Raw genomic sequence first — 23549 nt, forward strand, 5'->3', positions numbered from 1 at the left:
GCTTCGCGTGCCCCCTCAAGGGGGCGAGCCCGCAGGCCCGGCGGAGCCGGATCCTCGGGCTCCGCTGGGGGAATCCCGACTCACATCGAGTTCCGCCATGACGGACGCCTCTTCGGATCAGGCTTGCGGGCGGCTCTCAGCCGCCTGGGAAGTGCTGCGCCAGATCCCGGACCCCGAGGTGCCGGCGGTGAGCCTGTGCGAGCTGGGCATCGTGCGCGACCTGCAGGAGACGGCCGGCGGCCTGGAGGTGGTGCTCACGCCCACCTACTCCGGCTGCCCCGCCACCGAGCTCATCCAGGACAACGTGCGCGAGGCCCTGGCCCGCTTCGGCGAGATCACGATCACGATGCAGCGATCGCCCGCCTGGACCACCGACTGGATCACCGAGGAAGGCCGGGCCAAGCTCAAGGCCTACGGCATCGCGCCGCCCGGGCCCGCGCATCCGGGCGCGGAGCAGCCGATCCGGCTGGTGCATCGCGCGTCGCTGACGAAGCTCGCGTGCCCGCGTTGCGGGTCGGAGCAGACGGAGCGACTCTCGGCTTTCGGGTCCACGGCTTGCAAGGCGCTCTATCGCTGCCTGTCCTGCCGTGAGCCCTTCGAACACTTCAAACCCATCTGAATCATGAGCCTCAACTTCCACCCCCTGCGCGTCCGCGACGTCCGCCCGGACACCGAAGAAGCCGTGATCGTCAGCTTTGACGTGCCGCCTGAATCCGCGGAGCTGTTCAAGTTCACCCAGGGGCAATACCTGACCCTGCGCGCGGACGTCGATGGCGAGGACCTGCGCCGCTCCTACTCCATCTGCGCCGGCGTCGACGACGGCGAGCTGCGGGTGGGCGTGCGCAAGGTGATGGGCGGGCGCTTCTCCAACTGGGTCAACCGCGAGCTCAAGGCGGGCGATGTGATCCAGGTCTTCCCGCCGCAGGGCCGCTTCTTCGTGCCGGTGGAGCCGCAGAGCCAGCGCCACTACGTCGGCATCGCCGGCGGCTCGGGCATCACGCCCATCCTGTCCATCATGAAGACGGTGCTGGCGCAGGAGCCGGGCAGCCGCTTCACCCTCATCTACGGCAACCGCCGCCAGGCCTCCACGATGTTCAAGGAGGAGATCGAGGACCTGAAGAACCAGTACCTCACCCGTGTCTCCCTGCACCACGTGTTCAGCGACGAGGTGGTGGACTCGCCCCTGATGGCCGGCATCATGAACCGCGACAAGATCGCCGAGTTCCTGGGCGCGCTCATCGAGCCCGCCAGCATCGACCACGCCTTCATCTGCGGCCCCTACCAGATGAACGATGAGGCCGAGGCCGCGCTGCTGGCGGCCGGCGTGAAGCCCGAAGCCATCCACATCGAGCGCTTCGGCACGCCCGAGATGCAGGCCGGCCAACCCGCGCCGCACGAGGTCCGCGAAGGCGACGCCGAGGTGGCCACGGTGCTGGTGATCCGCGACGGCCTCTCGCGCGAGATCAGCGTCAGCAAGAGCGATCCCAGCATCCTCGACGCCGCCGCCCGCGCCGGCATGGACGTGCCCTTCTCCTGCAAGAGCGGCGTGTGCTCCACCTGCCGCTGCAAGCTGATCGAGGGCGAGGTGCGCATGGACAAGAACTTCGCGCTGGAGAAACACGAGGTGGCGGCCGGCTTCATCCTGAGCTGCCAGGCGCATGCCTTGACGTCGCGCGTCGTCATCTCTTTCGATGAACGTTGAGAATCCGGCCTTTTCCACGCAACGACAAGACTGACAAATGGCCAGAGGCAGAGCCCCCGGATTCGATGCCAGCCGCGACCAGATCCTGGCGCAGGCGGCGCGGCTCTTTGCCGCGCAAGGCTATGCCGGCACCTCCATGAACCAGGTGGCGGAGGCCTGCGCGGTGAGCAAGCCCACGCTCTATCACTATGTGCGGGACAAGCACGAGCTGCTGGTGCAGATCTGCGAGACGCATGTGCAGGGCCTGGCCGCGCTGGTGGCCGAGGTGAAGGGGCAAGACCTGGCCCCCGAGCCGCACCTGCGCGCCCTCATCGCCCGCTTCATGCAGGCCTATGGCGAGGCGCAGAACGAGCACCGCGTGCTGACCGAGGACGTCAAGTTCCTGGAGGGCGCCGACCAGGAGCGCCTGCTGGCCGTCGAGCGCCAGGTGGTCAACGCCTTCGCCGAGGCGGTGGCCGCCGTGCGCCCGGAGCTGCAGGCCGCCAAGCTGCACAAGCCGCTGACCATGCTGCTCTTCGGCATGATCAACTGGACCTTCACCTGGCTGAAGCCCGATGGCGAGCTCAGCTACGACTCGGTCGCGCCCATGGTGGCCGACCTCTTCTTCGGTGGCCTCGGGGCGGTCGGACGCTCGCAAGCCTCGTGAAGGCTTTCGCACCGACGATCACCGCGCGAGGATCCGCATCCTGCAGACACTGGCAAGACCAACACAAGGAGACACCGTGAAGCTGATGAAGAAGACCCTGCTGGCCCTGGCCGGCACCGCCGCCCTGGTGAGTTCGGCCCTGGCCGACATCAACGTGGGCGTGACCGTCTCGGCCACCGGCCCGGCCGCCTCGCTGGGCATCCCCGAGAAGAACACCTTCAGCCTGCTGCCGACGACCATCGCCGGCCAGAAGGTCAACTACATCGTCCTGGATGACGCCTCGGACACCACCACGGCCGTCGCCAACACCCGCAAGCTGATCACCGAGCACAAGGTCGACGTGGTCGTGGGCTCCACCGTGACGCCCAACAGCCTGGCCATGATCGACGCCGTGGCCGAGAGCCAGACGCCCATGATCTCCATGGCGGCCTCGGCCCGCATCGTCGAGCCCGTCGATGCCAAGAAGCGCTGGGTCTTCAAGACGCCGCAGAACGACATCATGATGGCCCTGGCCATCGCCTCGCACATGGCCAGCCAGGGCGTGAAGACGGTCGGCTTCGTCGGCTTCGCCGATGCCTACGGCGAGGGCTGGTACAACGAGTTCAACAAGGTCGCCTCGACCAAGGGCCTGACCATCGTCGCCAACGAGCGCTACAACCGCACCGACACCTCGGTGACCGGCCAGGTGCTGAAGCTCCTCGCCGCCAAGCCGGACGCGGTGCTGGTGGCCGGCAGCGGCACGCCGGCCGCCCTGCCCCAGAAGTCGCTCAAGGAGCGCGGCTACGCCGGCAAGTTCTACCAGACGCATGGCGTCGCGAACAACGACTTCCTGCGCGTCGGCGGCAAGGACGTCGAAGGCACCTTCCTGCCCTCGGGCCCGGTGCTGGTGGCCACGCAGCTGCCCGCCGATCACCCGGTCAAGAAGAGCGCGCTGGACTACGTCGCCAAGTACGAGGCGGCCTTCGGCAAGGGCTCGGTCTCGACCTTCGGCGGCCATGCCTGGGATGCCGGCCAGCTGCTGCAGGCGGCCATCCCCGCGGCCGTGAAGAAGGCCCAGCCCGGCACGCCCGCCTTCCGCGCCGCCCTGCGCGACGCGCTGGAAGCCGTCAAGGAGATGCCCGGCGCCCACGGCGTGTTCAGCATGTCCGACAAGGACCATCTCGGCCTCGACCAGCGCGCCCGCGTGATGGTCAAGATCGAGAACGGCGGCTGGAAGTACCAGCCCTGATCGACCCCGGCGGACGGCGGTGCCCCGCGGGCGCCGCCGCCTGACCCGCACTGAAGCGCCCCGCCCCGCGGGGCCTTTCTTTCACCCCTTCACAAGCCATCCGGAGGAGCCGCCATGAGCGCCAACGTCCCTGTTCTTCAAAGCCTGATCGCCGGCCGCTGGGTCGGCAGCCAGGCCGCTCGCGGCCTTCACAGCGCGCTCAACGGTCGCCTCATCGCCCAGACCCACGCCGAGAGCCTCGACTTCGGCGAGAGCCTGGCCTACGCCCGGGGTCAGGCCTTGCCTGCCCTGCTGAAGTCCACCTTCCAGCATCGCGCCGCCACGCTCAAGGCCCTGGCCGCCTACCTGATGGAACGCAAGGAGCAGCTCTACGCCATCTCCGTGCACACCGGCGGCACGCGCCCGGACAACTGGATCGACATCGAGGGCGGCATCGGCACCCTCTACGCCTACGCCTCTATGGGCCGGCGCGAGCTGCCCTCCAGCAACGTGTTCCACGAGGGCCCGGCCCAGCAGCTGGGCAAGGAAGGCCACTTCTGGGGCAGCCACGTGCTGGTGCCCAAGCGCGGCGTGGCCGTGCACATCAACGCCTTCAACTTCCCCATGTGGGGCATGCTGGAGAAGTTCGCCCCCACCTTCCTGGCGGGCATGCCCAGCATCGTCAAGCCCGCAACGGCGACGAGCTATGTGGCCGAGGCCTGCGTGCGCCTGATCCAGGAGAGCGGCCTGCTGCCCGAAGGCGCGCTGCAGCTGATCGTCGGCAGCTCGGGCGACCTGCTGGACCGTCTGGAGGAGACCGACGTCGTCACCTTCACCGGCTCGGCCGACACCGCCGCCATGCTGCGCGTCAACAAGAACCTGATCGCGCGCTCCATCCCCTTCAACGCCGAGGCCGACAGCCTCAACTGCGCCATCCTGGCCCCGGACGTCACGCCGGACGACCCCGAGTTCGAGCTCTTCGTCAAGGAAGTGGCCAAGGAGATGAGCGCCAAGGCCGGCCAGAAGTGCACGGCCATCCGCCGCGCCATCGTGCCGCGCCATCTGGTGGACGCCGTGGGCGAGAAGCTGCGCGAGCGGCTCTCCAAGATCAAGGTGGGCGACCCCGCCGTCGAGGGCGTGCGCATGGGCGCGCTGGCCTCGCGCGAGCAGCAGCACGACGTCACCGAGCGCGTGGCCCTGCTCTCGCAAGGCAACGAGGTGCTGCTGAGCGCCCGCGACGGCTTCGCGCCCATGGGCGAGGGAGCGGCCGAGGGCGCCTTCTTCGCGCCCACGCTGCTGCTGTGCCGCCACCCGCTGGCCAACGAGACGGTGCACAGCGTCGAGGCCTTCGGCCCCGTGTCCACGCTGATGCCCTACGAGGACTTCGACGAGGCCCTGCACCTGGCCGCCAAGGGCCGCGGCAGCCTGGTCGGCTCCGTCATCACCAAGACGCCGGCCCTGGCCGCGCAGGCCGTGATGCACGCGGGTGCCTTCCACGGCCGCATCCACGTGCTGGACCGCGACGCCGCCAAGGAATCGACGGGCCACGGCTCGCCCCTGCCCATGCTCAAGCACGGCGGCCCGGGCCGCGCCGGCGGCGGCGAGGAGCTGGGCGGCATCCGCGCCGTCAAGCACTACCTGCAGCGCGTGGCGGTGCAGGGCTCGCCCACCATGCTGACCGCCATCACCGGCGAGTACCAGCGCGGCGGCAAGGTGCAGGAAGACGCCATCCACCCCTTCCGCAAGCACTTCGAGGAGATCCAGGTCGGCGACTCCCTGCTCACGCACCGCCGCACGGTCAGCGAGGCGGACATCGTCAACTTCGGCGGCGTCTCGGGCGACTACTTCTACATGCACTTCGACGAGGTCGCCGCCAAGGACACGCAGTTCGGCCAGCGCATCGCGCATGGCTACTTCGTGCTGTCGGCTGCCGCCGGTCTGTTCGTGTCGCCCGCGCCGGGCCCGGTGCTGGCCAACTACGGCCTGGACACCCTGCGCTTCGTGAACCCCGTGGCCATCGGTGACACCATCCAGGCCCGACTCACCTGCAAGCGCCGCATCGACCGCGGCAACCGCCCGGACCAGCCGCCGCAGGGCGTGGTGGCCTGGGACGTGCAGGTGATGAACCAGCGCGGCGAGCTCGTCGCCAGCTACGACATCCTGACGCTGGTCGCGAAGAAGAACGGCTGATCCGCCACGGCGCCGGGGGCTCAGGCCCTCGGCACCAGCCGGATCTCGAAGAGCTGCGGCCAGAGCTTGCCGGTCACGAAGAGGCGCTTGGCGGCGGCGTCGTAGGCGATGCCGTTGAGCACGTCCGCCTGTCGCGCCTGCGCCGGGGGCAGCAGGCCGCGCAGGTCGATCCAGCCGCGCACCTGGCCGGTCGCCGGGTCGATGCGGGCGATGACGTCCTGCTGCCACACGTTCGCCCAGACCTGGCCGTCCACCCATTCCAGCTCGTTGAGCTGGTCCAGCGGGCGGCCCAGGGCGCTCACGGAGACGCGGCGCACCTCCTTCATCGTGGCCGGATCCAGGAAGCGCAGCTGCGCGGTGCCGTCGCTCATGATGAGCTGCTCGCCGTTGTGCGTCAGGCCCCAGCCCTCGCCGCCGTAGCGGAACTCGCGCTTCTTCTTGAGCGTCTTCCTGTCCCACACGAAGCCGAGCTGGGACTTCCACGTCAGGCTGAAGATCTCGTCGCCGAAGAGGGTCATCCCCTCCCCGAAGTGCTCGGCCGGCACATCCGCCTTCTGCAGCACGCGCCCATCCGCGAGGTTGACGCGGCGGATCGTGCTCTGCCCTTCCAGGCCGGTGCTTTCATAGAGATGGCCCTCGTGCCATTCCAGGCCCTGGGTGAACGCACCCGGGTCGTGCGGGTAGGCCTTGACCACCGCCACGCCGGACACGGGCAGGGCGATGCGCTGGGCCCGGGCCGTTCCCAGGCCACCGGCGGCCAGCAGGGAGAGCAGGAAATCGCGTTTGCGCAGGGTCATGGGCGTCACTCGGCAAGTCGGGAGGCGCGGCTATTGTCGCGGTTGCGCCGTGGCCACGCGCCGGACTTTGCGTGCCATTACAGTGCACCGCAGACGGGCCTCTCGCGTTGAAGCCTGCACACCCGAGGAGGATGCATGCCCCCCTGCACCCATCGCCCAGGCAAGACCTGGCACCGGCCGGCCCTGCTGGCCCTGCACCTGGCCTGGCTCAGCCTGGCCGCCCCCGTGGCCGAGGCCGCGCCCTGGAAAGTCCGTGCCGACACCCAGGTGCAGCTGGAGCTGCGCCAGATCGGCTGGCGTCTGCAGGGCCCCTTCGCCGAGCAGCGCGTCGAGCTGGTCCTGCGCAACCCTTCGAACCGCCCCATGGAGGCGACCGTGCTGCTGCCTCTGGCGGACGGCGAACGGCTGCGCGGCTACGCGCTGGACATCAACGGCGAGTTGCGCGACGCCGTGCCCGTGGAGCGCGTCCAGGCCCGCGTGGCCTTCGAGACCCAGACCGCCCTGCGGGTGGACCCGGCCCTCGTCGAGCGCGACAGCGACAGCGACTACCGCCTGCGCGTCTTCCCCATCCCGGCCCGCGGTGAACGCCGTCTGCGCATCGACCTGGCCCGCCTGGCCGAGCGCAGCGACTGCGGCTGGCGTCACACGCTGAGTGCCGACGCGCTCCCCGAGGGCAGCCAGCTGGCCGCCACGCTGAGCGCCAGCCTGAAGCCCGTCCTCGTGCCGGAGGGGCTGGACGAGCCGGCGCCTGCCGCCGACAAGTCCGCGTCGGCCGCGGCCTGGACCGCCACCCTGCCGCTGCGCAGCGGCGACGCGCCCCGCACGGTCTGCCTCCCGGCGCCCGGGCAGCCCGCCGGCTTCACGCACCGCCTGGACGACGGTACCGAGTTCCGCTGGCTGGAGGTCCCGATGGCCGACGCCGGCACGCAGCCCCTGCCGGCGCCGAGCCGGCTGGAGATCGTCTGGGACGCCTCGCTGCGCATGCCCGGCGACCGCCTGCGTGAACTCCAGCTGCTGGACAGCTACCTGCGGGGCCGCAGCTTGAGCGTGACCCTGACCGTGCTGCGTCTGGGGATGCAGCGCCAGCAGTTCCAGGTTCGCAACGGCGACTGGACCGCCCTGCGCGAGACCCTGCTTGCCCTGAAGCCTGAAGGCGCGCTGGACCTCGGCAGCTGGTCCCCCGCGGCAGGCGCCCAGCAGGTGCTGATGTTCAGCGAGCTGCGGCACAGCTGGCCCCATCGCGAGGCCCTGAAGTCGCCGGGGCTGCCTGTGCATTTGGTGTCGCGACAGGTGGCCGACATGGCCCTGGCCCAGCCCCTGCTGCAGGACGGCGGCCAGTGGCTGGACCTGAAGCAGGCCAGCCTCGACGAGCTGGCCCGCCAGCTCACGCTGACCCCCGGGGTCCGCATCGCCAGCCGCTGGGACCAGGCCGCCTGGCATGCCGAGAGCCGCACGCCGCGACAGGGCGTGCTGCGGGCCTGCCATGTCCAGCCGGCGGACGAAGCGTGGCGCGACAAGCCCGCGCTGCTGCTCAGCCAGCAGGACGCGCAAGGCCGCCGCGAACGCGGCGTGCAGGCCGAGCACTGGACGCCCGAGCCGCTGGCCGCCTTCTGGTGCGGCAGCTGGTGGATCCAGACCCTGGAGGTCGAGCCCCTGCGCAACAAGCGCCAGCTCGCGCGCCTGGGCGAGCAGCTGGGCCTGGTCAACCGGGAGACCAGCCTGCTGGTCCTGGAAACGCTGCAGGACTACATCAACCACGGTGTGATGCCGCCCGGGACGACCCCGGCCATCCGCGAGGCCGTGCTGCGTGGGCGCGAAGCCAGGGCCGAGCGCGAGCGCGAGCAGTCCACGGTCCAGCGCAGGGCGCTGGCGCTGCAGTGGTCGAGCCGGGAACGCTGGTGGTCGCGCGACTTCTCGGAAGCGAAGGAGGAAGCCCGCCACCTGCGCGAGCTCGAAGCCCTGGAGAACAGACAGGCCCGGGAGCGCGAGCGCCTGGAGAGGCAGTTTGAGCGCACGGGCCGTCCGGCCCCGATCGTTGCGACGCAATTCGGCAGCCCGCCGCCGCCGGCTTTCATCCGCCCACCCGAGGTCCATGTGATGCCGGCCCCCACACCGGCCCCCAAGGCTGAATCCCCGCCCCCACGGCCGGTGGATGTGCCAGCGCCGCATCCCGCATTGCCGCACCCCGCGGCCCCCACCCGCGTCGAGCCGCCCCGCGAACCCGCCCCGTCCGTGGCACCCGCCGCTGCCCACACCCTGCGCGCCGTCGCCACCACCGAACGCTACGCCGCCGAGCTCGCGCAGGCCCGCACCGCGGAGGCGCTGGATCGGCTCGTGGCCGACCTCAGCGGGACCTATGCCGACAGTCCCGCCTTCCATGCCGATGTGGCCGAGCGCTTCGCCGCGCTGGGCCGCGTGCCCCGCGCGGTGCAGGTGCTCAGCAACATCGTGGCGCTGATGCCCCGCGAGGCCTCGGCCCTGCGCCTGGTGGCCTACCGCCTGCAGGGCATGGGTCAGGCGGCGCTGGCCCTGGACCTGCTGCTGCGGGCACGGGACCTGGCGCCCGACGAGCCCCAATCCTGGCGCGACGCCGGCCTGGCCCTGGGGCAGGCCGGCCGCTGCGACGAGGCCGCCGCTTCGCTGCAGCACGTGATGGACACCGCCTGGCCAGACCGCTTCGCCGAGATCGCCCTGATCAGCCTGGCCGAGCTCAACGACCTGCAGCAGCGCTGCCCCAGCGCGAGCGTCTCGACGCTGCCCGAGGCCCTGCGCAAGTCGCTGCCGGTCGGCCTGCGCGTGGTCATGCGCTGGGACCTCAACAGCACGGACATCGACCTCCATGTGATCGACCCGCTGAACGAGGAGGCCTTCTTCATGCACCGCGACACCCGCCAGGGCGGCCACCTCTCGCGCGACTTCACTGCAGGCTACGGCCCCGAGGAATTCATCGTGCGCCAGCCCCTGCCCGGCCGCTACAAGGTCGTCGCGCGCTACTACGGCAGCCAGCGGGCCACGCTGAGCCGCGGCGCCACGGTGCAGGTCGACGTGCAGACGGGCTTCGGCAGCCCGCAGCTGAAGACGAGGACGATGACCTTCCGGCTGGTGGAAGGCGGTGGCGACATCGAGCTCGGCGAGTTCCACCTCGACGCCAAGGGACGGCTGATCGACCCACCGGCCCCGGCACCAGGCCAGGGCAAGGGCAAGGGCAAGGGACCGAAGCTGCCCGGCCGCTGAGCCGCTGAGCATGGCCGGCTCATGGCCGGCCGATCGCCCACAAAAAAGCCCCGCCTCGGCGGGGCTTCTTGCTGGCGCGAGCCTCGCTCACTTCTTCTCGTAGGTGATCTTCTTGCTGCCGCCTTCGCAGCTGCCGACGACCTTGGCCTCGCCGACCTTGTCGTTCTCGACCACGGTCAGCGTGTAGTGCTTGACACCCTTCTCGTCGAGCTTGGCGGCGATCTCGGTCTTGAGCTCCTCGCAAGGCTTGGCGGCGGCGAAGGCCGGGGCGGTCAGAGCGCTGACGGCGAGAGCCAGAGTGGTGGCGACGATCTTGTTCATGGGTTCCTCCGTTGGTCGGGGCGACCCTTGCCGCCCCGCCCCGGCATTGTCCCGAGATCCGTGACGGCACTGTGGCAGGCCGGCCTCACTCCTTGGGGGGAGCCTTCGACGACGCCGGGGCCTCGCGGTAGGGAGCGGCCACGTCCTCGCCGACGCGCTGGATGAAGCCGCTGCGCTCCAGACTCTGCAGCACCTCGGTGAGGGGCTGCACGAGCGCCTGGTGCCGCTCGTGGAGGTAGTGGAAGACGGGGAAGCTGGCCAGCGGCGGCGTCAGGACCCGCACGCCCTTCAGCCCGTGCTGACGCAGGCTGGCGACCCCGGACAGGCGGTTGGAGATCACCAGATCCGAGCGCCCCAGCTCCATCTTGATGAAGGCCTGCTGCAACGTCGCCACCGGCTCCTGCTCCATGCCGCGGGTGTTCTCCTCGATGATCTTGATGCCCTTGACGAAGCCCAGCCGGTAGGGACGCAGGGATTGCCAGCCCGCCACCTGGACGTCCGTCCGTCGCGTGAAGACGACCACCTCGTACTGCAACAGCGCCACGGGCACCCGCATCAGATGGGGGTAGAGGCGCTCGATGCCGGCGCGGCGGTAGAGCTCGCCGTCGGTGTCGCCCGCATTGGCGCTCAGGAGGGAACGCTCGCCGGGCATGCTCAGCACCTGCAGCTCGCGGCCCAGCTGGCGATAAGCCTCGCGCAGCACGCGCTCGGCCACCAGCGTCGATGGGTCGGCTTCCAGCAAGGTGGAGATCCGCAACGGCGCCTCCCCCGCCCAGCCCAGGGGCGATGCGGTGCAGGCGAGGGCCAGGGTGGCGTGGCGGCGCGAGATCATGCGGCTGATCCAGGCAGTGGGTTGAGCATAGCCCACGCCGGCCTCGCCGGCCCGGTTCTCGATCAACCCCGCTGTCGCGCCCTCCGGGGTCAGCGCCCCTGCAGCTCGTCCAGCAGCGCCCGTGCCCCGTAGACCTTGTCCATCGTCTCGGCGATGGCCGCGGCGTTGACGGCCACGGTGCGGTTGCGCGCCGGCTCGAACCAGTAGGCGCCGCCGATGGAGTGGATGTTGCCGTCGAAAACCAGGCCGACCAGCTCACCGCGCGCGTTCAGCATGGGGCTGCCGCTGTTGCCGCCGATGATGTCGTTGGTGCTGACGAGGTTGAAGGGCTTGGCCAGGTCGAGCCGCTCGCGGGCGGCCAGCCAGGACGCCGGCAGCGCGAAGGGATCCGCCCCCGTGGCGCGCTGGAAGGTGCCGCCAAGCGTGGTGAACGGCGGCACCTGGGTGTCGCCCTCCTTCCAGCCCTCGACCTTGCCGTAGGACAGGCGCAGCGTGAAGGTGGCGTCCGGGTAGACGCGCGGGCCGGTCATGGCGAAGCGGGCCTGGGCGATCAGCTCGGCGTTCTTCTGGGCGACGGATTCCACCTCGCGCTCGTAGCGCAGGCGCAGCGCGCGGGCCGGCTCATCGAGCGCCAGGGCCAGCTGGATGAAGGGGTCCTGGCTCTTGCGGACGGCCTCCATGCCGCCTTCCCACAAGGCCTTGCGCACCGCGACGTCCGCCAGCTGGCTGCCGTCCACCAGGCGAGCCGCGACCTGCTCCGGCGAGTCCTTGCCCAGCACCTGGTGCACCAGCGGCGCATCGGCGCCCAGATGCTCGCGCATCTTCTCGAGCGAGAAGCTCAGCTTGAACTTCTCGAAGGCGGGGTAGATGGGCGCGGGCGACAGCAGCTGCGCCTGCACGGCCGGCAGGCCGGCCTCGGCGAACTCGGGCAGGCGCTCGGCGTTGGGGCGGCTGCGCTCCGCCGCACCGCGCACGAGGGTGCGGGCGATGCCGAAGAGCTGCGTGTTGAAGGCAGCGCCCCGCTCCAGCTGCCCGTGCAGGGTGCGGAAGCTGCGGTAGTTCTGCAGGGCCGTGGCGATGGCATCCCAGGCGCCGTTCACCGCCTTGAGCTGGGGCTGGCGGGCCGCGAAGGCGCGCAGCCGGGCCTCGTCCGCGCGCTTGGCGGCCAGCAGGGCCGGCTCGTTGAGCGCCTCCAGCTGACCCTTGAGCACCTTGAAGTCGTTCTCCACGTAGAACAGCTCGGCATTGGCGGTGCGCGCCTGCTCCTCGCCCTGGGTGCGGTACTGCGCGAGGCGGCCGCGGTACTCGGCCAGCTCCATCAGCGACTCCGGCAGCCGGCTCGCCCGCAGCTGCTCCAGCTGCGCGACGGTCAGCGTGCGCTGCGTGGAGCCGGGATGACCCGTCACGAAGACCGCCTCGCCGGCCGCGGGGCCGCGGGTGTTGACGGGGAAGAAGTCCTTCACCACCGCCGGCTGGCCGTTCTCGTAGACGCGCAGCAGGCCCATGTCGAGGTCGTAGCGCGGGAAGTTGAAGTTGTCGGGATCGCCGCCGAAGAAGGCGATGGCCTGCTCCGGCGCAAAGGCCAGGCGCACGTCCTGGAAGCGGTGGTAGCGGTAGAGCTTGTACTGGCCGCCGTGATAGAGGTCGACCACGTCGCAGCGCTGCGTCTTAGCGTCGGCGCCGACGCACTGGGCGGTGAGCGTCGCCTTGATCGCATTGAAGGCCTGGGTGAAGGCCACGCCGTCACGACCCCGCGTGGCGGCCTTGACCTGCTCGGTGACGTCGGTGATGGCCTCCAGGCGGTTGACCTCCATCGCGGGGCAGGTCTGCTCCTCGGCCCGGCTGCGGGCGAGGAAACCGTTCTTCATGTGGTCCTTGTCGGCACTGGAGAGCTGCTCCACGCACTCGGCCACGCAATGGTGGTTGGTCAGCACCAGGCCCTGGGCCGACACGAAGCTGCCCGAGCAGCCGCCGGCGAGCCGGGCCGAGCCGCGCATGGCCTTGGACAGCCAGGCGGCATCCGGCGCGAAGCCGAGCTCCTGACGCATCAGGGCCGTCGGCGGGTTGTCCAGGGTCCACATGCCTTCGGCGGCCTGGGACAGCACGGGCGCCAGCAGCGCGCCGGTCAGCAGGGCCAGGGGGGCGGGACGGCAAAGACGCTGGGGCAGGCGCATGGCGAATTCCAATGCAGTGGCGGAAGCGCCGATTGTGGGAGCAGGGCCGGCAGAGACCGGAAGGCATGGGCCCTCATGCCCCCTGCCCCAGGGAAAACACGGGGCAGACTGTGTGCACGGCGCGTCATCATGCGCGCAGCCAAACCGTCAGCAGTTCCCATGAGCCCTTCCGTGACCGCCCCCACCCTGATCCAGCGCTGGCAGCGTTGGCGCGAGCAGGGGTCGGCCCGGCGCACGCAGGCCCAGCTGAGCCGCCGCTGTCCGCAGGCCCTGGCGCTGCAGGCGCGCCTGCCCGAGGGCGTGCGCCAGGCCTGGGAGGCCCACGCCGCAGACGAGTTCCCCGGCGTGCCCCAGGGCTCGCGCGAGTGGCTGCTGGCCTCGACCGCGCTGCTGCAGTTCTTCCTGGCCGCCGCCCGCACCGACGGTCCCTGCGCCCTGCCCAGCCGCGCGGCCGACGCCGTCTGGCATGCCTGGCTGGCCTCGGACGTGGCCGGCCTGGCCGCCTTCCAGCGCGAGCACCTCGGCCGGGAGGTGCCGCATTTGCCGGATTCCCGCCTGCCCGGTCCCCTGGACCACGCCCTGGGCCGCTGCTACGCGGCCTGCTGCCGCCAGGAGCAGCGGAGCCCGCTGGCCGGCCGTCTGCCGCTGGTCTTCGAGCTGGACGCCCTGACGCGCATGCCGGGCGGCTGGCACTACCGCTGGAACAAGCGCCTGCGCTGCCTGAGCCACCAGGTGATGGACATCGACGGCGACCCGCGCGGCCGGGTCCAGCTGCACGCCGTGCACGGCGCCAGCCTGGCTGGCCTGGGCCTTTTGAGCGCCGCGGAGGCGGCCCAGTGGGCGCAGCAGAACGAACGGCTCGCCCGCCAGCGCGACGGTGCCACGGGCGGCAGCAGCTGTGGCAGCAGCGGCGACGGCGCCTCGGCCAGCGACTGCAGCAGCGCCAGCGGCGACGGGGGCTGCAGCTGTGGCAGCAGCTGCGGAAGCGGTTGCGGCAGCAACTGAACGCGCCGGCCGGCCGCCGTGAGGGCATGGCGGCTCCGCAGGCGAAGGCCCGCCCGCCCCGGCACCCGGGCCCCTCCGGCGGGCGACGCGCGCTTGTTGCTCGGATGTAACCGCAGCGGGCACGAAAGGCGCACGATCTGTGCGACCCTTGTCGGCACCAGGCCTCCGGGCTGACTTCCCGCCGTACCTCCGCTGTCCCCCTCGTGACCCACTCGCCGACACCCCACCCGCAGGGTTCCGCTCCCGCTTCCCCCGCCCCCCGCCTCTTCGCGCTGGCCTGGCCCCTGTTCCTGGAAATGGGGCTGGGCATTGCCATCAGCCTCCTGGGCACGCTGCTGGCGGCGCGCGTCTCGGACAGCGCGGGCGCCGCCTTCGCCCTGGCCAACCATGTGGCCGGCACGCTCTTCATCCTGTTCCGCATCATCGGCGCCGGCATCAGCGTGGTGCTGACGCAGGCGCTGGGCAGCGGCCGCCGGGACATCGCCGACGCCACCGCCCGCGCCGCCGTCGGCGCCAGCAGCTGGATCGGCCTGCTGACGGGCCTGGGCGCCATGCTGGGCGCCCAGCCGCTCCTGCGCGTGCTCGGCGCGCCGGCCGAGGTGCTGCCGCTGGCGACGCCCTTCCTCGTCCTGCTGGGCCCGGCCCTGCTGCTGGACGCGTGGAATGCCGCCATGGCCAGCGTCATGCGGGCCCATCTGCGGGCCCGCGACACCCTCGCCGTGCTGCTCGCCATGCAGGCCCTGCAGCTCGCGCTGGCCGTGCCGCTGATGCAGCACCTGGGCCTGATCGGCTTCGCCCTGGCGCTGATCGCCAGCCGGCTGCTGGGCCTTGCGCTGCACCTCTGGCTGTGGCGCGCGCGGCTCGGGCTGCGCCTGACGGGGCCGGACTGGTGGCGGCTGCCGCGCCGCGAGCTGGGGGCGATCCTGCACATCGGCCTGCCCGGCGCGGGCGAGAACATCGCCTACCGCCTGGCCTTCATGGCGAGCGTGGCCGTGGTCGGCCACCTGGGCGCGCAGGCGCTGGCCACACATGCCTATGTCTCGCAGCTGATGTACTTCATCCTGCTCTTTGGCCTGGCGACGGGCTTCGCGGCGGAGATCGTCGTGGGGCACCTGATCGGCGCGGGCCAGCTGCATGCGGCGCACCGCCTCGTGCGGCGGGCCATGGCACGCGGGCTGCTGGTCTCCGTCGTGGTGGCCGGCGCCTTTGCCGTGGCCGGTCCCTGGCTGCTGGGCTTCTTCACCCGGGACCCCGCCATCATCGCGCTGGGCAGCACCCTGCTGTGGCTGACCGTGGTCCTGGAGCCCGGCCGGACCTTCAACCTCGTCGTGATCAATGCCTTGCGGGCGGCGGGCGACGCCCGCTACCCGGTGATGGTCGGGAGCGGCTCGATGCTGGTGGTGCTGGCCGGCGGCAGCTGGCTGCTCGGACAGCAGCTCGGGCTCGGCCTGGTGGGCGTGTGGATCGCCTACGCGGCCGACGAATGGCTGCGCGGCCTGCTGATGTGGCGTCGCTGGGCGCGGCAGGACTGGGTGCCCCATGCCCGCGCCGCGCACCGGCGGCTGCGGGCCGCCCGGGCGACGCCGCCGGCGTGATCAGCGGTCATTCACGTAGCTGAGCGACTGGCGCACCTGGCTGGTCCCGCGGACGCTGCCATAGGAGGACAGCGCCGACGCCACCGTGCCGTTGCGGGTCACCGCCCACACCAGGCTCACGCGGCACTGCTTCACCACGATGCCCGCCGAGCTGGTCGCCGACAGGGCGCTCGCGGCGGCCTCGTTCAGGCTCAGCTGCAGGGCCTCGGTGCTGACGCCGTACTCGTACTGCCCCGCGCCCGCCCCGTTCAGGCGCACCGCCGGGCCGTTCTTCTCGCCCGACCAGCGGGCGGAACGGCCGTCGGCCAGCTGGCAGTCGCCGTCCCCCAGCACCACCTGCGGCAGCGGGTCGGCCGCCACGTTCAGCGTGGTGCCGAACTGCCCCAGCGAACGCGTCAGGGTCGACGGCGCGGGCACGCGGATCTGCACCTCGGGCGGCAGCTCGATGCTGCTGTCATAGGACTTGCCGCCGTGCTGCAGTCGCACGGTCCAGCGGTCCTGGGAGCTCTGCACCTGCGCGCCCAAGGCCCCGCCCTCCTGCGACTTGGGCTCCAGGGGCACCGGCCCGGGCAGCAGGAGCATCCCATCCGGGGACTGCAGCCGCACCACGGTGAGCAGGTTGGCCCGGTAGCCCAGGCCGAAGGACGCCGTGACGCGGCCGTTCTCGCGCGTCAGGTTGCCGCCCAGGCGCAGGTCCTCCGCCGCGACCTCCGTCGAGGACTTGCAGTTCGTGAAGGCGCAGGCGTAGGCATCCGCGATGCCGGCGCCGGGACTGCCCCCGCAACCGGAGAGACCGGCCATCCCCGCCAGCGCGGCGGCGGCAAGTGCCAGCGGACGCCGTTGAGGGCGACGGTGATGACGTGCTGAATGGTGAGACATGGGCAGTGTTCCTCCGTGGGTGCTTGGCATTGACGCCGGCGGGCCCGGCCTGCGCGAAGTCTAACCAGTTGGTGGATGGCATCAAGATGGCCGGTGCCGTCCGGGCCGCAGGGCGAACGGCATCGCGGGAGGCGCCTCCAGGGGCGTGCCGCCCGCCCCATGCAGAATCACGCCATGCCCCCGCCTCCCGAGCGCCCCTTGCTGACGCCCCCGCCCGCCCTGGCTGCGCTGGCGGCGCTCCTGCGCGCCAGCGTCCGACTGGGCCTGACGTTCGTGCTGGCATCGGCCCTGGTCTTCGCGAGCCTGGAACTGCTGCCCGGCCACGCGGCGGCGCTGATGCTGGGCCCGGATGCCGCCCCCGACGCCGTCCTGGCGCTCAGCCGCGAGCTGGGGCTGGACCAGCCCGCCTGGCAGCGCTACGGGCACTGGATGGCCGGCCTGGCGCACGGCGAGCTGGGCGACTCCTACGCCTACCGCACGCCCGTCGGCCCCATGCTGGCCGAGCGTCTTCGCCTGAGCCTGCCGCTCAGCGGGCTCGCGCTGCTGCTCACGGTGACGGCCTCGCTGGCACTGGGCGTGCTGGCCGCCGCAAGGCGCGGTCGCTGGGTGGACCACCTGCTGCTCGCGCTCAGCCAGCTGGGGCTGGCGCTGCCGGCCTTCTGGTTCGGCATGGGGCTGATGTGGCTCTTCGCGGTGCGACTGCAGTGGCTGCCGGCCGGGGGCTTCCCGGGCTGGGACGCCGAGATGGGCGGCGGCTGGGGCCCCGCCCTGCAGGCGCTGATGCTGCCCGCGCTGGCCCTGGCTCTCACCCAGACGGCGCTGCTGGCGCGGCTGCTGCGCGCCAGCCTCCTGGACGTGCTCCAGGAGGACTACGTGCGGGCCGCGCGCTCACGAGGCCTCCCGGAGCGTCGCGTGCTGCTGCGTCATGCGCTGCGCAATGCCCTCGTGCCGGTGCTCACCCAGCTCGGCACGCAGTTCGCCGCCCTGCTGGCCGGCGCCGTGCTGATCGAGACCCTCTTCCAGCTGCCCGGCCTCGGCCAGCTGATCGCCCAGGCGATTGCCAACCGGGACCTCGTCGTCGTGCGCAATGCCGTCATGGCCCTGGTGGCGATGGTGCTGCTGGTCAACTGGGCCGTCGATCTGCTCAACACCTGGCTGGACCCGCGCCTGCGCCGCCCGGAGGCGAGCCATGTCTGAGGGTCAGGTCTTGACCGGCCCGCTCGGGACGCGCCTGCGCCGCCACCCGCGTCTGCTCGCGGGCCTGCTGCTGTGTGCGACCCTGCTCCTGGCCGCGGCCGCCAGCCTGCTGACGCCCGACACGGCCCTGCTCGCGGCCGACCTCGGGCGGCGCCTGCAGGGCCCGGGCCCCGGCCACTGGCTGGGCACCGACGCGCTGGGGCGGGACCTGCTCCCGCTGCTGCTGGGCGGCGCCCGCAATGCGCTGGGCGTCGGGGCGATTGCCGTCGGGCTGTCGCTCGGCCTGGGCCTGCCGCTGGGGCTGCTCGCGGCCTCGCGGGGCGGCTGGGTGGACCGCCTGATCGGACGCCTCGCCGACCTCGGCCAGGCCTTCCCCGCCCTGCTGCTGGCCATCCTGCTCGCCGCCAGCCTCGGGCCGGGCATGGGCGTGGCCATGGTGGCCATCGGCCTGCACGGCGTGCCTGCCTGCGTGCGCCTGGTGCGTGCGGCCGCGCGGGTGCAGTGGCAGCGGGACTACGTCCGGGCCGCGCGCGCCTTCGGCCGGCCGCGCTGGCAGATCGCCCGCGCGCACGTGCTGCCGAACATCGCCTCGCCGCTGCTCGTGCTGGCCAGCAACCAGTGCGCGCTGGCGCTGCTCGCCGAGGCCTCGCTGGCCTACCTGGGCCTGGGCACCCAGGCGCCGGCGCCCAGCTGGGGCCGCATGCTGGCCGAGGCCCAGACCTGGCTGTTCGAGGCGCCGCAGCTGGCCCTGCTGCCGGGCCTGTGCCTGATGACGTCGGTGCTGGGCCTGCAGCTGCTGGCGGACGGCCTGCGGGACTGGCTCGACCCGAGAAGCTGAACGCCCGGCCGTGCCATGATCGCGGCCATGGATCGCCGCCACCTCCTGCGCACCCTGGGCGCCACGCTCGCCCCCCTGACGCTGCCTGCCCTGGCCCAGCCGCGCGGCAAGGACGCCGTCGTCATCGGCATGACCCTCGAGCCCCCGGGCCTCGACCCCACCGCGGGCGCGGCGTCGGCCATCGCCGAGATCGTCCACTACAACGTCTTCGAGACCCTCACGCGCATCACCCCCGAAGGCCAGGCCGGGCCGGGCCTCGCGCTGCGCTGGGAGCTCACGCCGGACCAGCGGACCTACACCTTCCGCCTGCGCCGCGGCGTGCGCTTCCACAACGGCGAACCGTTCACGGCCGCGACGGTGAAGTTCAGCTTCGAGCGTGCCGCCGGCGAGGCGAGCACGAACAAGGACAAGCGCGTCTTCGCCAACATCGCCCAGATCGCCACCCCGGAGCCGGACGTGCTGGTGCTGACCCTGCGGCAGGCGGAGCCGGACTTCCTCTTCCTCCTCGGCCAGGCGACCGCCGCCATCGTCGAGCCCCGCAGCGCCGCGAGCAATGCCCAGCAGCCCGTGGGGACCGGGCCCTACCAGCTCGCCGGCTGGGTGCGGGGCGCGAGCCTGCAGCTCAAGGCGTTCGAGGGCTATGCCCAGCGCGGGCTGCCGATGCCCCCCATCCGGCGCGCCACCTTCCGCTTCATCGCCGACCCGGCCGCGCAGGTGGCCGCCCTGCTCTCGGGCGACGTGGACGCCTTCCCCCGTGTGGCCGCCGCCCGCAGCCTGGAGCAGTTCAAGCGCCAGCCGCAGCGCTTCCAGCTGATCATCGCCGGCTCGCGTGCCAAGACCCTGGTGGCCATGAACCACCGCCGCAAGCCGCTGGACGACGTGCGGGTGCGCCGCGCCCTCGCCATGGCCCTGGACCGTCAGGCCCTGATCACCGCGGCCGCCGACGGCTACGGCCTGCCCATCGGCAGCCATTACGTGCCGGGTGCGCCGGGCTATGTGGACCTCACCGCCGTCAATGCGCACGACCCGGCGCGGGCCCGTGCGCTGCTCAAGGAGGCGGGCGTGTCGGGCCTGTCGCTCTCGATCAAGCTGCCGCCCGCGCCCTATGCGCGCCAGGGCGGCGAGCTCGTCGCCGCGCAGCTCGCGCAGGTGGGCGTGCAGGTGAAGCTCGAGAACATCGAGTGGGCGCAGTGGCTGTCCAGCGTCTACACGGCCCATCAGTACGACCTGACGCTCATCTCGCACGTGGAGCCCCTGGACCTCGGCAACTTCGCCAAGCCCGGCTACTACTGGGGCTACGAGAGCCGCGCCTACGGCGAGCTGTGGCAGCGCTACCTGGCCAGCACCCGCGAGCCGGAGCGCCTGAAGCTGCTGGCCGAGCTGCAGCGCCGCATCGCGGACGACGCCGTGGCGGCCTGGCTCTACCAGCCGCAGTGGATCACCGTGGCCCAGGCGCGCCTCAAGGGCCTGTGGACCAGCATGCCGCTGTTCGTGAACGACCTCGCGGCCCTGCGCTGGGAGTGACCTGACACCGCACGACGATGCAAGACCTGACCCCCACCCCGGACGCCCTCCACGACTGGCCTGCACGGCGGCTGCTCGCGGCCTACGAGGCCGGCTCGCTCAGCCCCGTCGAGGTGCTGCAGAGCCTGGAGGCGCACGTCGGGCGCTGGGAGCCGCAGCTGCAGGCCCTGTATGCGCCCGACTTCGAGGCCGCGCATGCCGCGGCCCGCGCCGCCGAGGCCCGCTGGCAGCGCGGCGAGCCCCTGGCCGTGGCGGTGGCCGGGCAGCGCATCACGCTGGACGGCCTGCCGCTGACGCTCAAGGAGAACATCGCCACGCGCGGCACGCCCGTGCCGCTGGGCACCGCCGCGACGGCGCTGAAGCCCGCCGCCGAGGACGCCCCGCCCGCGGCCCGCGCCCGCGAGCTCGGTGCCGTGCTCTTCGCCAAGACCACGATGCCGGACTACGGCATGCTCAGCTCCGGCCTTTCGAGCTTCCACCCGCTGACGCGCAACCCCTGGGACCTGCGCAAGAACCCGGGCGGCTCCAGCGCCGGGGCCGGCGCCGCCGCAGCCGCCGGCTACGGGCCGCTGCACGTGGGCACGGACATCGGCGGCTCCATCCGCCTCCCCGCCGCCTGGTGCGGGCTCTTCGGGCTCAAGCCCAGCCTCGGCCGCATCCCCATCCAGCCGCCCTTCGCCGGGCGCGTCGCGGGCCCCATGACCCGCCGGGTCGAGGATGCCGCCCTGCTGATGGCCGCGCTGGCCCGCCCCGACTGGCGCGACGGCATGAGCCTGCCGCCTCAAGACTTGCCCTGGCTGGACCTGCACCTGGACCTGCGGGGCCTGCGCATCGGCCTGATGCGCGACGCGGGCTGGGGGCTCACGGTGGAGGGCGAGACGGCCGACGCGGTGGACCTCGTGGCCGCCCGCCTGGCCGGTGCCGGCTGCGAGGTGACGCCCATCGGCCCCTGCAGCACCCGGGCGATGATCGACGGGCTCGATGCCTTCTGGCGCATGCGCTCCTGGCTGGACATCTCCGCCCTGCCCGAGGAGCGCCGCGCCCGCGTGCTGCCCTACATCCGCGCCTGGGTCGACCGCGGCGCGCAGCTCACGGCGAGCGAGCTCTACCAGGGCTACAGCCAGATGGCGGCCCTGCGCGATGCCGCGATCGCCGCCTGCCAGCCCTTCGACTTCGTGATCTCGCCCACCAGCCCGGTGCCCACCTTCCCGGCGGAATGGGCCAGCCCGATCCACGACCCGCAGCGGCCCTTCGAGCACATCGCCTTCACCCTGCCCTTCAACATGAGCGAGCAGCCGGCCGCGACGCTCAACGCCGGCTTCACGGCCGGCGGGCTCCCGATCGGCGTGCAGGTGGTGGGACGCCGCTTCGACGACCTCGGCGTGCTGCGCCTGAGCCGTCAGCTGGAGCAGCTGCTCGCCGACCGCCAGCGCCCCTGGCCCCAGCCGCCGGGAAGCGCTCAGCCCACGAGCTGAACCTGCGCCGCCAGCTCGCGCATCTCGGCCAGGCTGGGGGCGCGGGCGCCCGCCTGCAGGCAGGCCGCAGCCCCGGCGGCCACGGCGCAGCGCAGCTGGGCCTCCTCAGGCTCGCGGTGCAGGCAGGCGTGGATGAAACCGGCCATCGCCGCATCCCCCGCACCCACCGTGTCCACGACCTCCACGGCCAGGGCCCGGGCCGACCACTCCTGCGCGCCCCGGTAGAGCGTGGCGCCCTGCGCGCCATGCGTGCACAGCAGCGTCGCCTGCGGATTCCAGGCCGCGAGCTGACCCAGGCCCACATGGGGCGAGGGGCTGCGGAAGAGGCCGCACAGGTCCTCGTCCGACACCTTGATCACGTCCGCCAGCCGGGCCATGCGCTCGAGGGTGTCGTCATAGCGGTTGTCCATGCCCTGGCGGTAGTTGGGGTCGTAGCTGATCGTCACGCCCTGCGCCTTCAGGGACTCCGCCAGCGCCAGCAGCCGCCCGGCCAGCGGCTCGCGGTTCAGGCTGATGCCGCCGAAATGCGCCCATCGGACGAACTGACGCCAGCCCTGGGGCAGGCCGCTGGGGTGGAAATGCAGGTCGGCGCTGTCATCCCCGACGATGAAGTAGCGTGGCGGATGCACCTCGTGCACCACCGCCAGCAGCGGCGAACGCTCCACCTGCTGCAGGAAGCGCGGGTCCAGGCTGGCGTCCATGCTCTCCTGCCACAGGGCCTGCCCGAAGACATCGCAGCTGATGGCGCCCCCGAAGGCCGAGAGCTCGCCGAAGGTCGACAGCGCCCGGGCGACGTTCCAGGGCGCCCCACCGCAGCGGCTGATCCAGCTGTCCAGGCCGGTGCAGATGAGGTCGGTCAGGGCTTCGCCGAAAGCGACGAACCGGGGCAGGTCGGTGTGCAGAAGCGGGCTCATGTGCCGATTGCAGCGCCGTCTGTCACACTCTGCAAGCCCTCCTGAGGCGGGAGAGGCGTGACAGCGGCCCGGCCGCCTTTCACAATCGATGCCAATCCCCGCAGTACCTCCCCTCTCGATGGATCGACGCCACCTGCTCCTGACCCTGCTGACCGCCGCCAGCGCCGCCCGGCCTGCCAACGCGGCGGAGATGGTCGTCGGCTACCCCTCGTATTCCGACGCCGACGGCCAGGACCCGATGCACCTCTACCACCTGGCCGCCCTGCGGCTGGGGCTGGACCGCAGCGGCGCCCACTACCGCCTGCAACCGGTGCGCAAGCCCATCGGCCAGGGCCGGGCGATCCGCGACCTCGCCGGCGCGCAAGCCGACTTCAGCCTGCTGTGGAGCATGACGAGCGAGGAGCGCGAGCAGCAGCTCCTGCCCATCCGCATCCCCACGGACCGGGGGTTGATGGGGTGGCGCCTGCTGCTGATCCGCCGGGCCGATGCCGAGCGCTTCGCCGGCGTCCGAAGCCTGGACGCCCTGCGCGACCTGACCGCCGGGCAGCTCTACGACTGGCCCGACACCGCCATCCTGCGCGCCAGCGGCCTGACCGTCGGCACGACCAGCGCCTACGAGAGCCTCTTCACCATGCTGGCCCGCGGCCGGGTGGACTACTTCCCGCGCTCGGTCATGGAGATCCAGGACGAGATGCGCCTGTTCGGCACTGCCAACGACCTGATGATCGCCCCGGGGCTGATGCTGCGCTACCCGACGGCCAACTACTTCTTCGTCAGCCGCCAGAACGCCCAGCTGGCCGCCGACCTGCAGCGCGGCCTGGAGCGGGCCGTGGAGGACGGCAGCTTGCAGACGCTCTTCATGACCCACTTCCGCCAGCGCCTGAAGCCGCTGCGCCTGCCCGAACGCCGTGAGTTCGCGATGAAGAACCCCACCCTGCCGGCCGCCACCCCGCTGCACCGCCCCGAGCTGTGGGCCGATCCGGCGCAGTTCGGCTGAGGCCTGCCCTGCCACGCATGCC

19 protein-coding genes are annotated in these 23549 nt (G+C 72.0%); 13 read left to right on the forward strand and 6 right to left on the reverse strand.

Going from position 1 to position 23549, the window contains the following annotated elements; translation table 11 throughout:
- Positions 1-97 precede the first annotated feature (97 nt).
- The 5 genes from paaD to paaZ all read left to right on the forward strand — a co-directional run bounded on the left by paaD (position 98) and on the right by paaZ (position 5745).
- Positions 98-619: a 1,2-phenylacetyl-CoA epoxidase subunit PaaD gene (gene paaD, locus QRD43_RS01195; RefSeq protein ID WP_285980640.1), complete on the forward strand. Its 522-nt coding sequence runs from the start codon at positions 98-100 to the stop codon at positions 617-619.
- A gap of 3 nt (positions 620-622) precedes the next feature.
- Positions 623-1702 (forward strand): 1,2-phenylacetyl-CoA epoxidase subunit PaaE, encoded by a 1080-nt coding sequence (paaE, locus tag QRD43_RS01200; protein WP_285980641.1) that lies wholly within the window; start codon positions 623-625, stop codon positions 1700-1702.
- A 37-nt stretch (positions 1703-1739) separates the two neighbouring features.
- Complete coding sequence (locus tag QRD43_RS01205) at positions 1740-2348, forward strand: TetR/AcrR family transcriptional regulator (protein WP_285980642.1); 609 nt, start codon at positions 1740-1742, stop codon at positions 2346-2348.
- 85 nt (positions 2349-2433) lie between these two features.
- Positions 2434-3576, forward strand: a complete 1143-nt coding sequence (locus QRD43_RS01210) for an ABC transporter substrate-binding protein (protein ID WP_285981524.1) — start codon at positions 2434-2436, stop codon at positions 3574-3576.
- A gap of 114 nt (positions 3577-3690) precedes the next feature.
- Positions 3691-5745 carry a phenylacetic acid degradation bifunctional protein PaaZ gene (paaZ, locus tag QRD43_RS01215; RefSeq protein ID WP_285980643.1) on the forward strand — a complete coding sequence of 685 codons (2055 nt, stop codon included), beginning with the start codon at positions 3691-3693 and terminating at the stop codon, positions 5743-5745.
- 20 nt (positions 5746-5765) lie between these two features.
- On the opposite strand, the gene QRD43_RS01220 is transcribed toward paaZ, so the two are convergent.
- Positions 5766-6542 carry a glutaminyl-peptide cyclotransferase gene (locus QRD43_RS01220; RefSeq protein WP_285980644.1) on the reverse strand — a complete coding sequence of 259 codons (777 nt, stop codon included), beginning with the start codon at positions 6540-6542 and terminating at the stop codon, positions 5766-5768.
- 135 nt (positions 6543-6677) lie between these two features.
- Here QRD43_RS01220 and QRD43_RS01225 point away from each other — a divergent pair, with 135 nt between their 5' ends.
- Positions 6678-9776, forward strand: coding sequence for a DUF2135 domain-containing protein (locus tag QRD43_RS01225; RefSeq protein WP_285980645.1), 3099 nt, complete (start codon positions 6678-6680; stop codon positions 9774-9776).
- An 87-nt stretch (positions 9777-9863) separates the two neighbouring features.
- Here QRD43_RS01225 and QRD43_RS01230 read toward each other — a convergent pair whose 3' ends face one another.
- From QRD43_RS01230 to QRD43_RS01240, 3 genes are all read right to left on the reverse strand, one after another.
- Entirely contained in the window at positions 9864-10097 is a 234-nt protein-coding gene (locus QRD43_RS01230) for a DUF1161 domain-containing protein (RefSeq protein ID WP_285980646.1), read from the reverse strand.
- Between the two features lie 85 nt (positions 10098-10182).
- Entirely contained in the window at positions 10183-10929 is a 747-nt protein-coding gene (locus QRD43_RS01235) for a substrate-binding periplasmic protein (RefSeq protein WP_285980647.1), read from the reverse strand.
- Between the two features lie 89 nt (positions 10930-11018).
- Complete coding sequence (locus QRD43_RS01240; protein ID WP_285980648.1) at positions 11019-13103, reverse strand: S46 family peptidase; 2085 nt, start codon at positions 13101-13103, stop codon at positions 11019-11021.
- A 159-nt stretch (positions 13104-13262) separates the two neighbouring features.
- Between QRD43_RS01240 and QRD43_RS01245 the strand changes: the two genes are divergently transcribed.
- Together QRD43_RS01245 and QRD43_RS01250 are read left to right on the forward strand one after the other, a co-directional pair.
- Entirely contained in the window at positions 13263-14108 is an 846-nt protein-coding gene (locus tag QRD43_RS01245; RefSeq protein WP_285980649.1) for a UCP032817 domain-containing protein, read from the forward strand.
- 203 nt (positions 14109-14311) lie between these two features.
- A complete protein-coding gene (locus tag QRD43_RS01250) occupies positions 14312-15703 on the forward strand; it encodes an MATE family efflux transporter (protein ID WP_285980650.1) in 1392 nt (463 codons plus the stop codon).
- Here QRD43_RS01250 and QRD43_RS01255 read toward each other — a convergent pair whose 3' ends face one another.
- Positions 15704-16582, reverse strand: coding sequence for a hypothetical protein (locus QRD43_RS01255; RefSeq protein ID WP_285980651.1), 879 nt, complete (start codon positions 16580-16582; stop codon positions 15704-15706).
- 174 nt (positions 16583-16756) lie between these two features.
- On the opposite strand from QRD43_RS01255, the gene QRD43_RS01260 reads away from it, so the two are divergent.
- The 4 genes from QRD43_RS01260 to QRD43_RS01275 are packed head-to-tail and all read left to right on the forward strand — an operon-like array spanning position 16757 to position 21616.
- A complete protein-coding gene (locus QRD43_RS01260; protein WP_285980652.1) occupies positions 16757-17779 on the forward strand; it encodes an ABC transporter permease in 1023 nt (340 codons plus the stop codon).
- Positions 17772-18617 carry an ABC transporter permease gene (locus QRD43_RS01265; protein ID WP_285980653.1) on the forward strand — a complete coding sequence of 282 codons (846 nt, stop codon included), beginning with the start codon at positions 17772-17774 and terminating at the stop codon, positions 18615-18617. The genes QRD43_RS01260 and QRD43_RS01265 overlap by 8 nt, the downstream gene beginning before the upstream one ends.
- Before the next feature lie 27 nt (positions 18618-18644).
- Entirely contained in the window at positions 18645-20141 is a 1497-nt protein-coding gene (locus QRD43_RS01270) for an ABC transporter substrate-binding protein (protein WP_285980654.1), read from the forward strand.
- A gap of 17 nt (positions 20142-20158) precedes the next feature.
- The gene (locus tag QRD43_RS01275; RefSeq protein ID WP_285980655.1) at positions 20159-21616 is read left to right on the forward strand and encodes an amidase; all 1458 of its coding nucleotides are present in this window, start codon (positions 20159-20161) and stop codon (positions 21614-21616) included.
- Here QRD43_RS01275 and QRD43_RS01280 read toward each other — a convergent pair.
- Entirely contained in the window at positions 21601-22530 is a 930-nt protein-coding gene (locus tag QRD43_RS01280; RefSeq protein ID WP_285980656.1) for a carbohydrate kinase family protein, read from the reverse strand. The two genes, QRD43_RS01275 and QRD43_RS01280, sit on opposite strands and share 16 nt — an antisense overlap.
- Positions 22531-22648: 118 nt before the next feature.
- Here QRD43_RS01280 and QRD43_RS01285 point away from each other — a divergent pair, with 118 nt between their 5' ends.
- A complete protein-coding gene (locus tag QRD43_RS01285; protein ID WP_285980657.1) occupies positions 22649-23527 on the forward strand; it encodes a type 2 periplasmic-binding domain-containing protein in 879 nt (292 codons plus the stop codon).
- Positions 23528-23549 lie beyond the last annotated feature (22 nt).

Source organism: Roseateles subflavus (assembly GCF_030285365.1).
Taxonomy (GTDB): Bacteria; Pseudomonadota; Gammaproteobacteria; order Burkholderiales; family Burkholderiaceae_C; genus Roseateles_B; species Roseateles_B subflavus.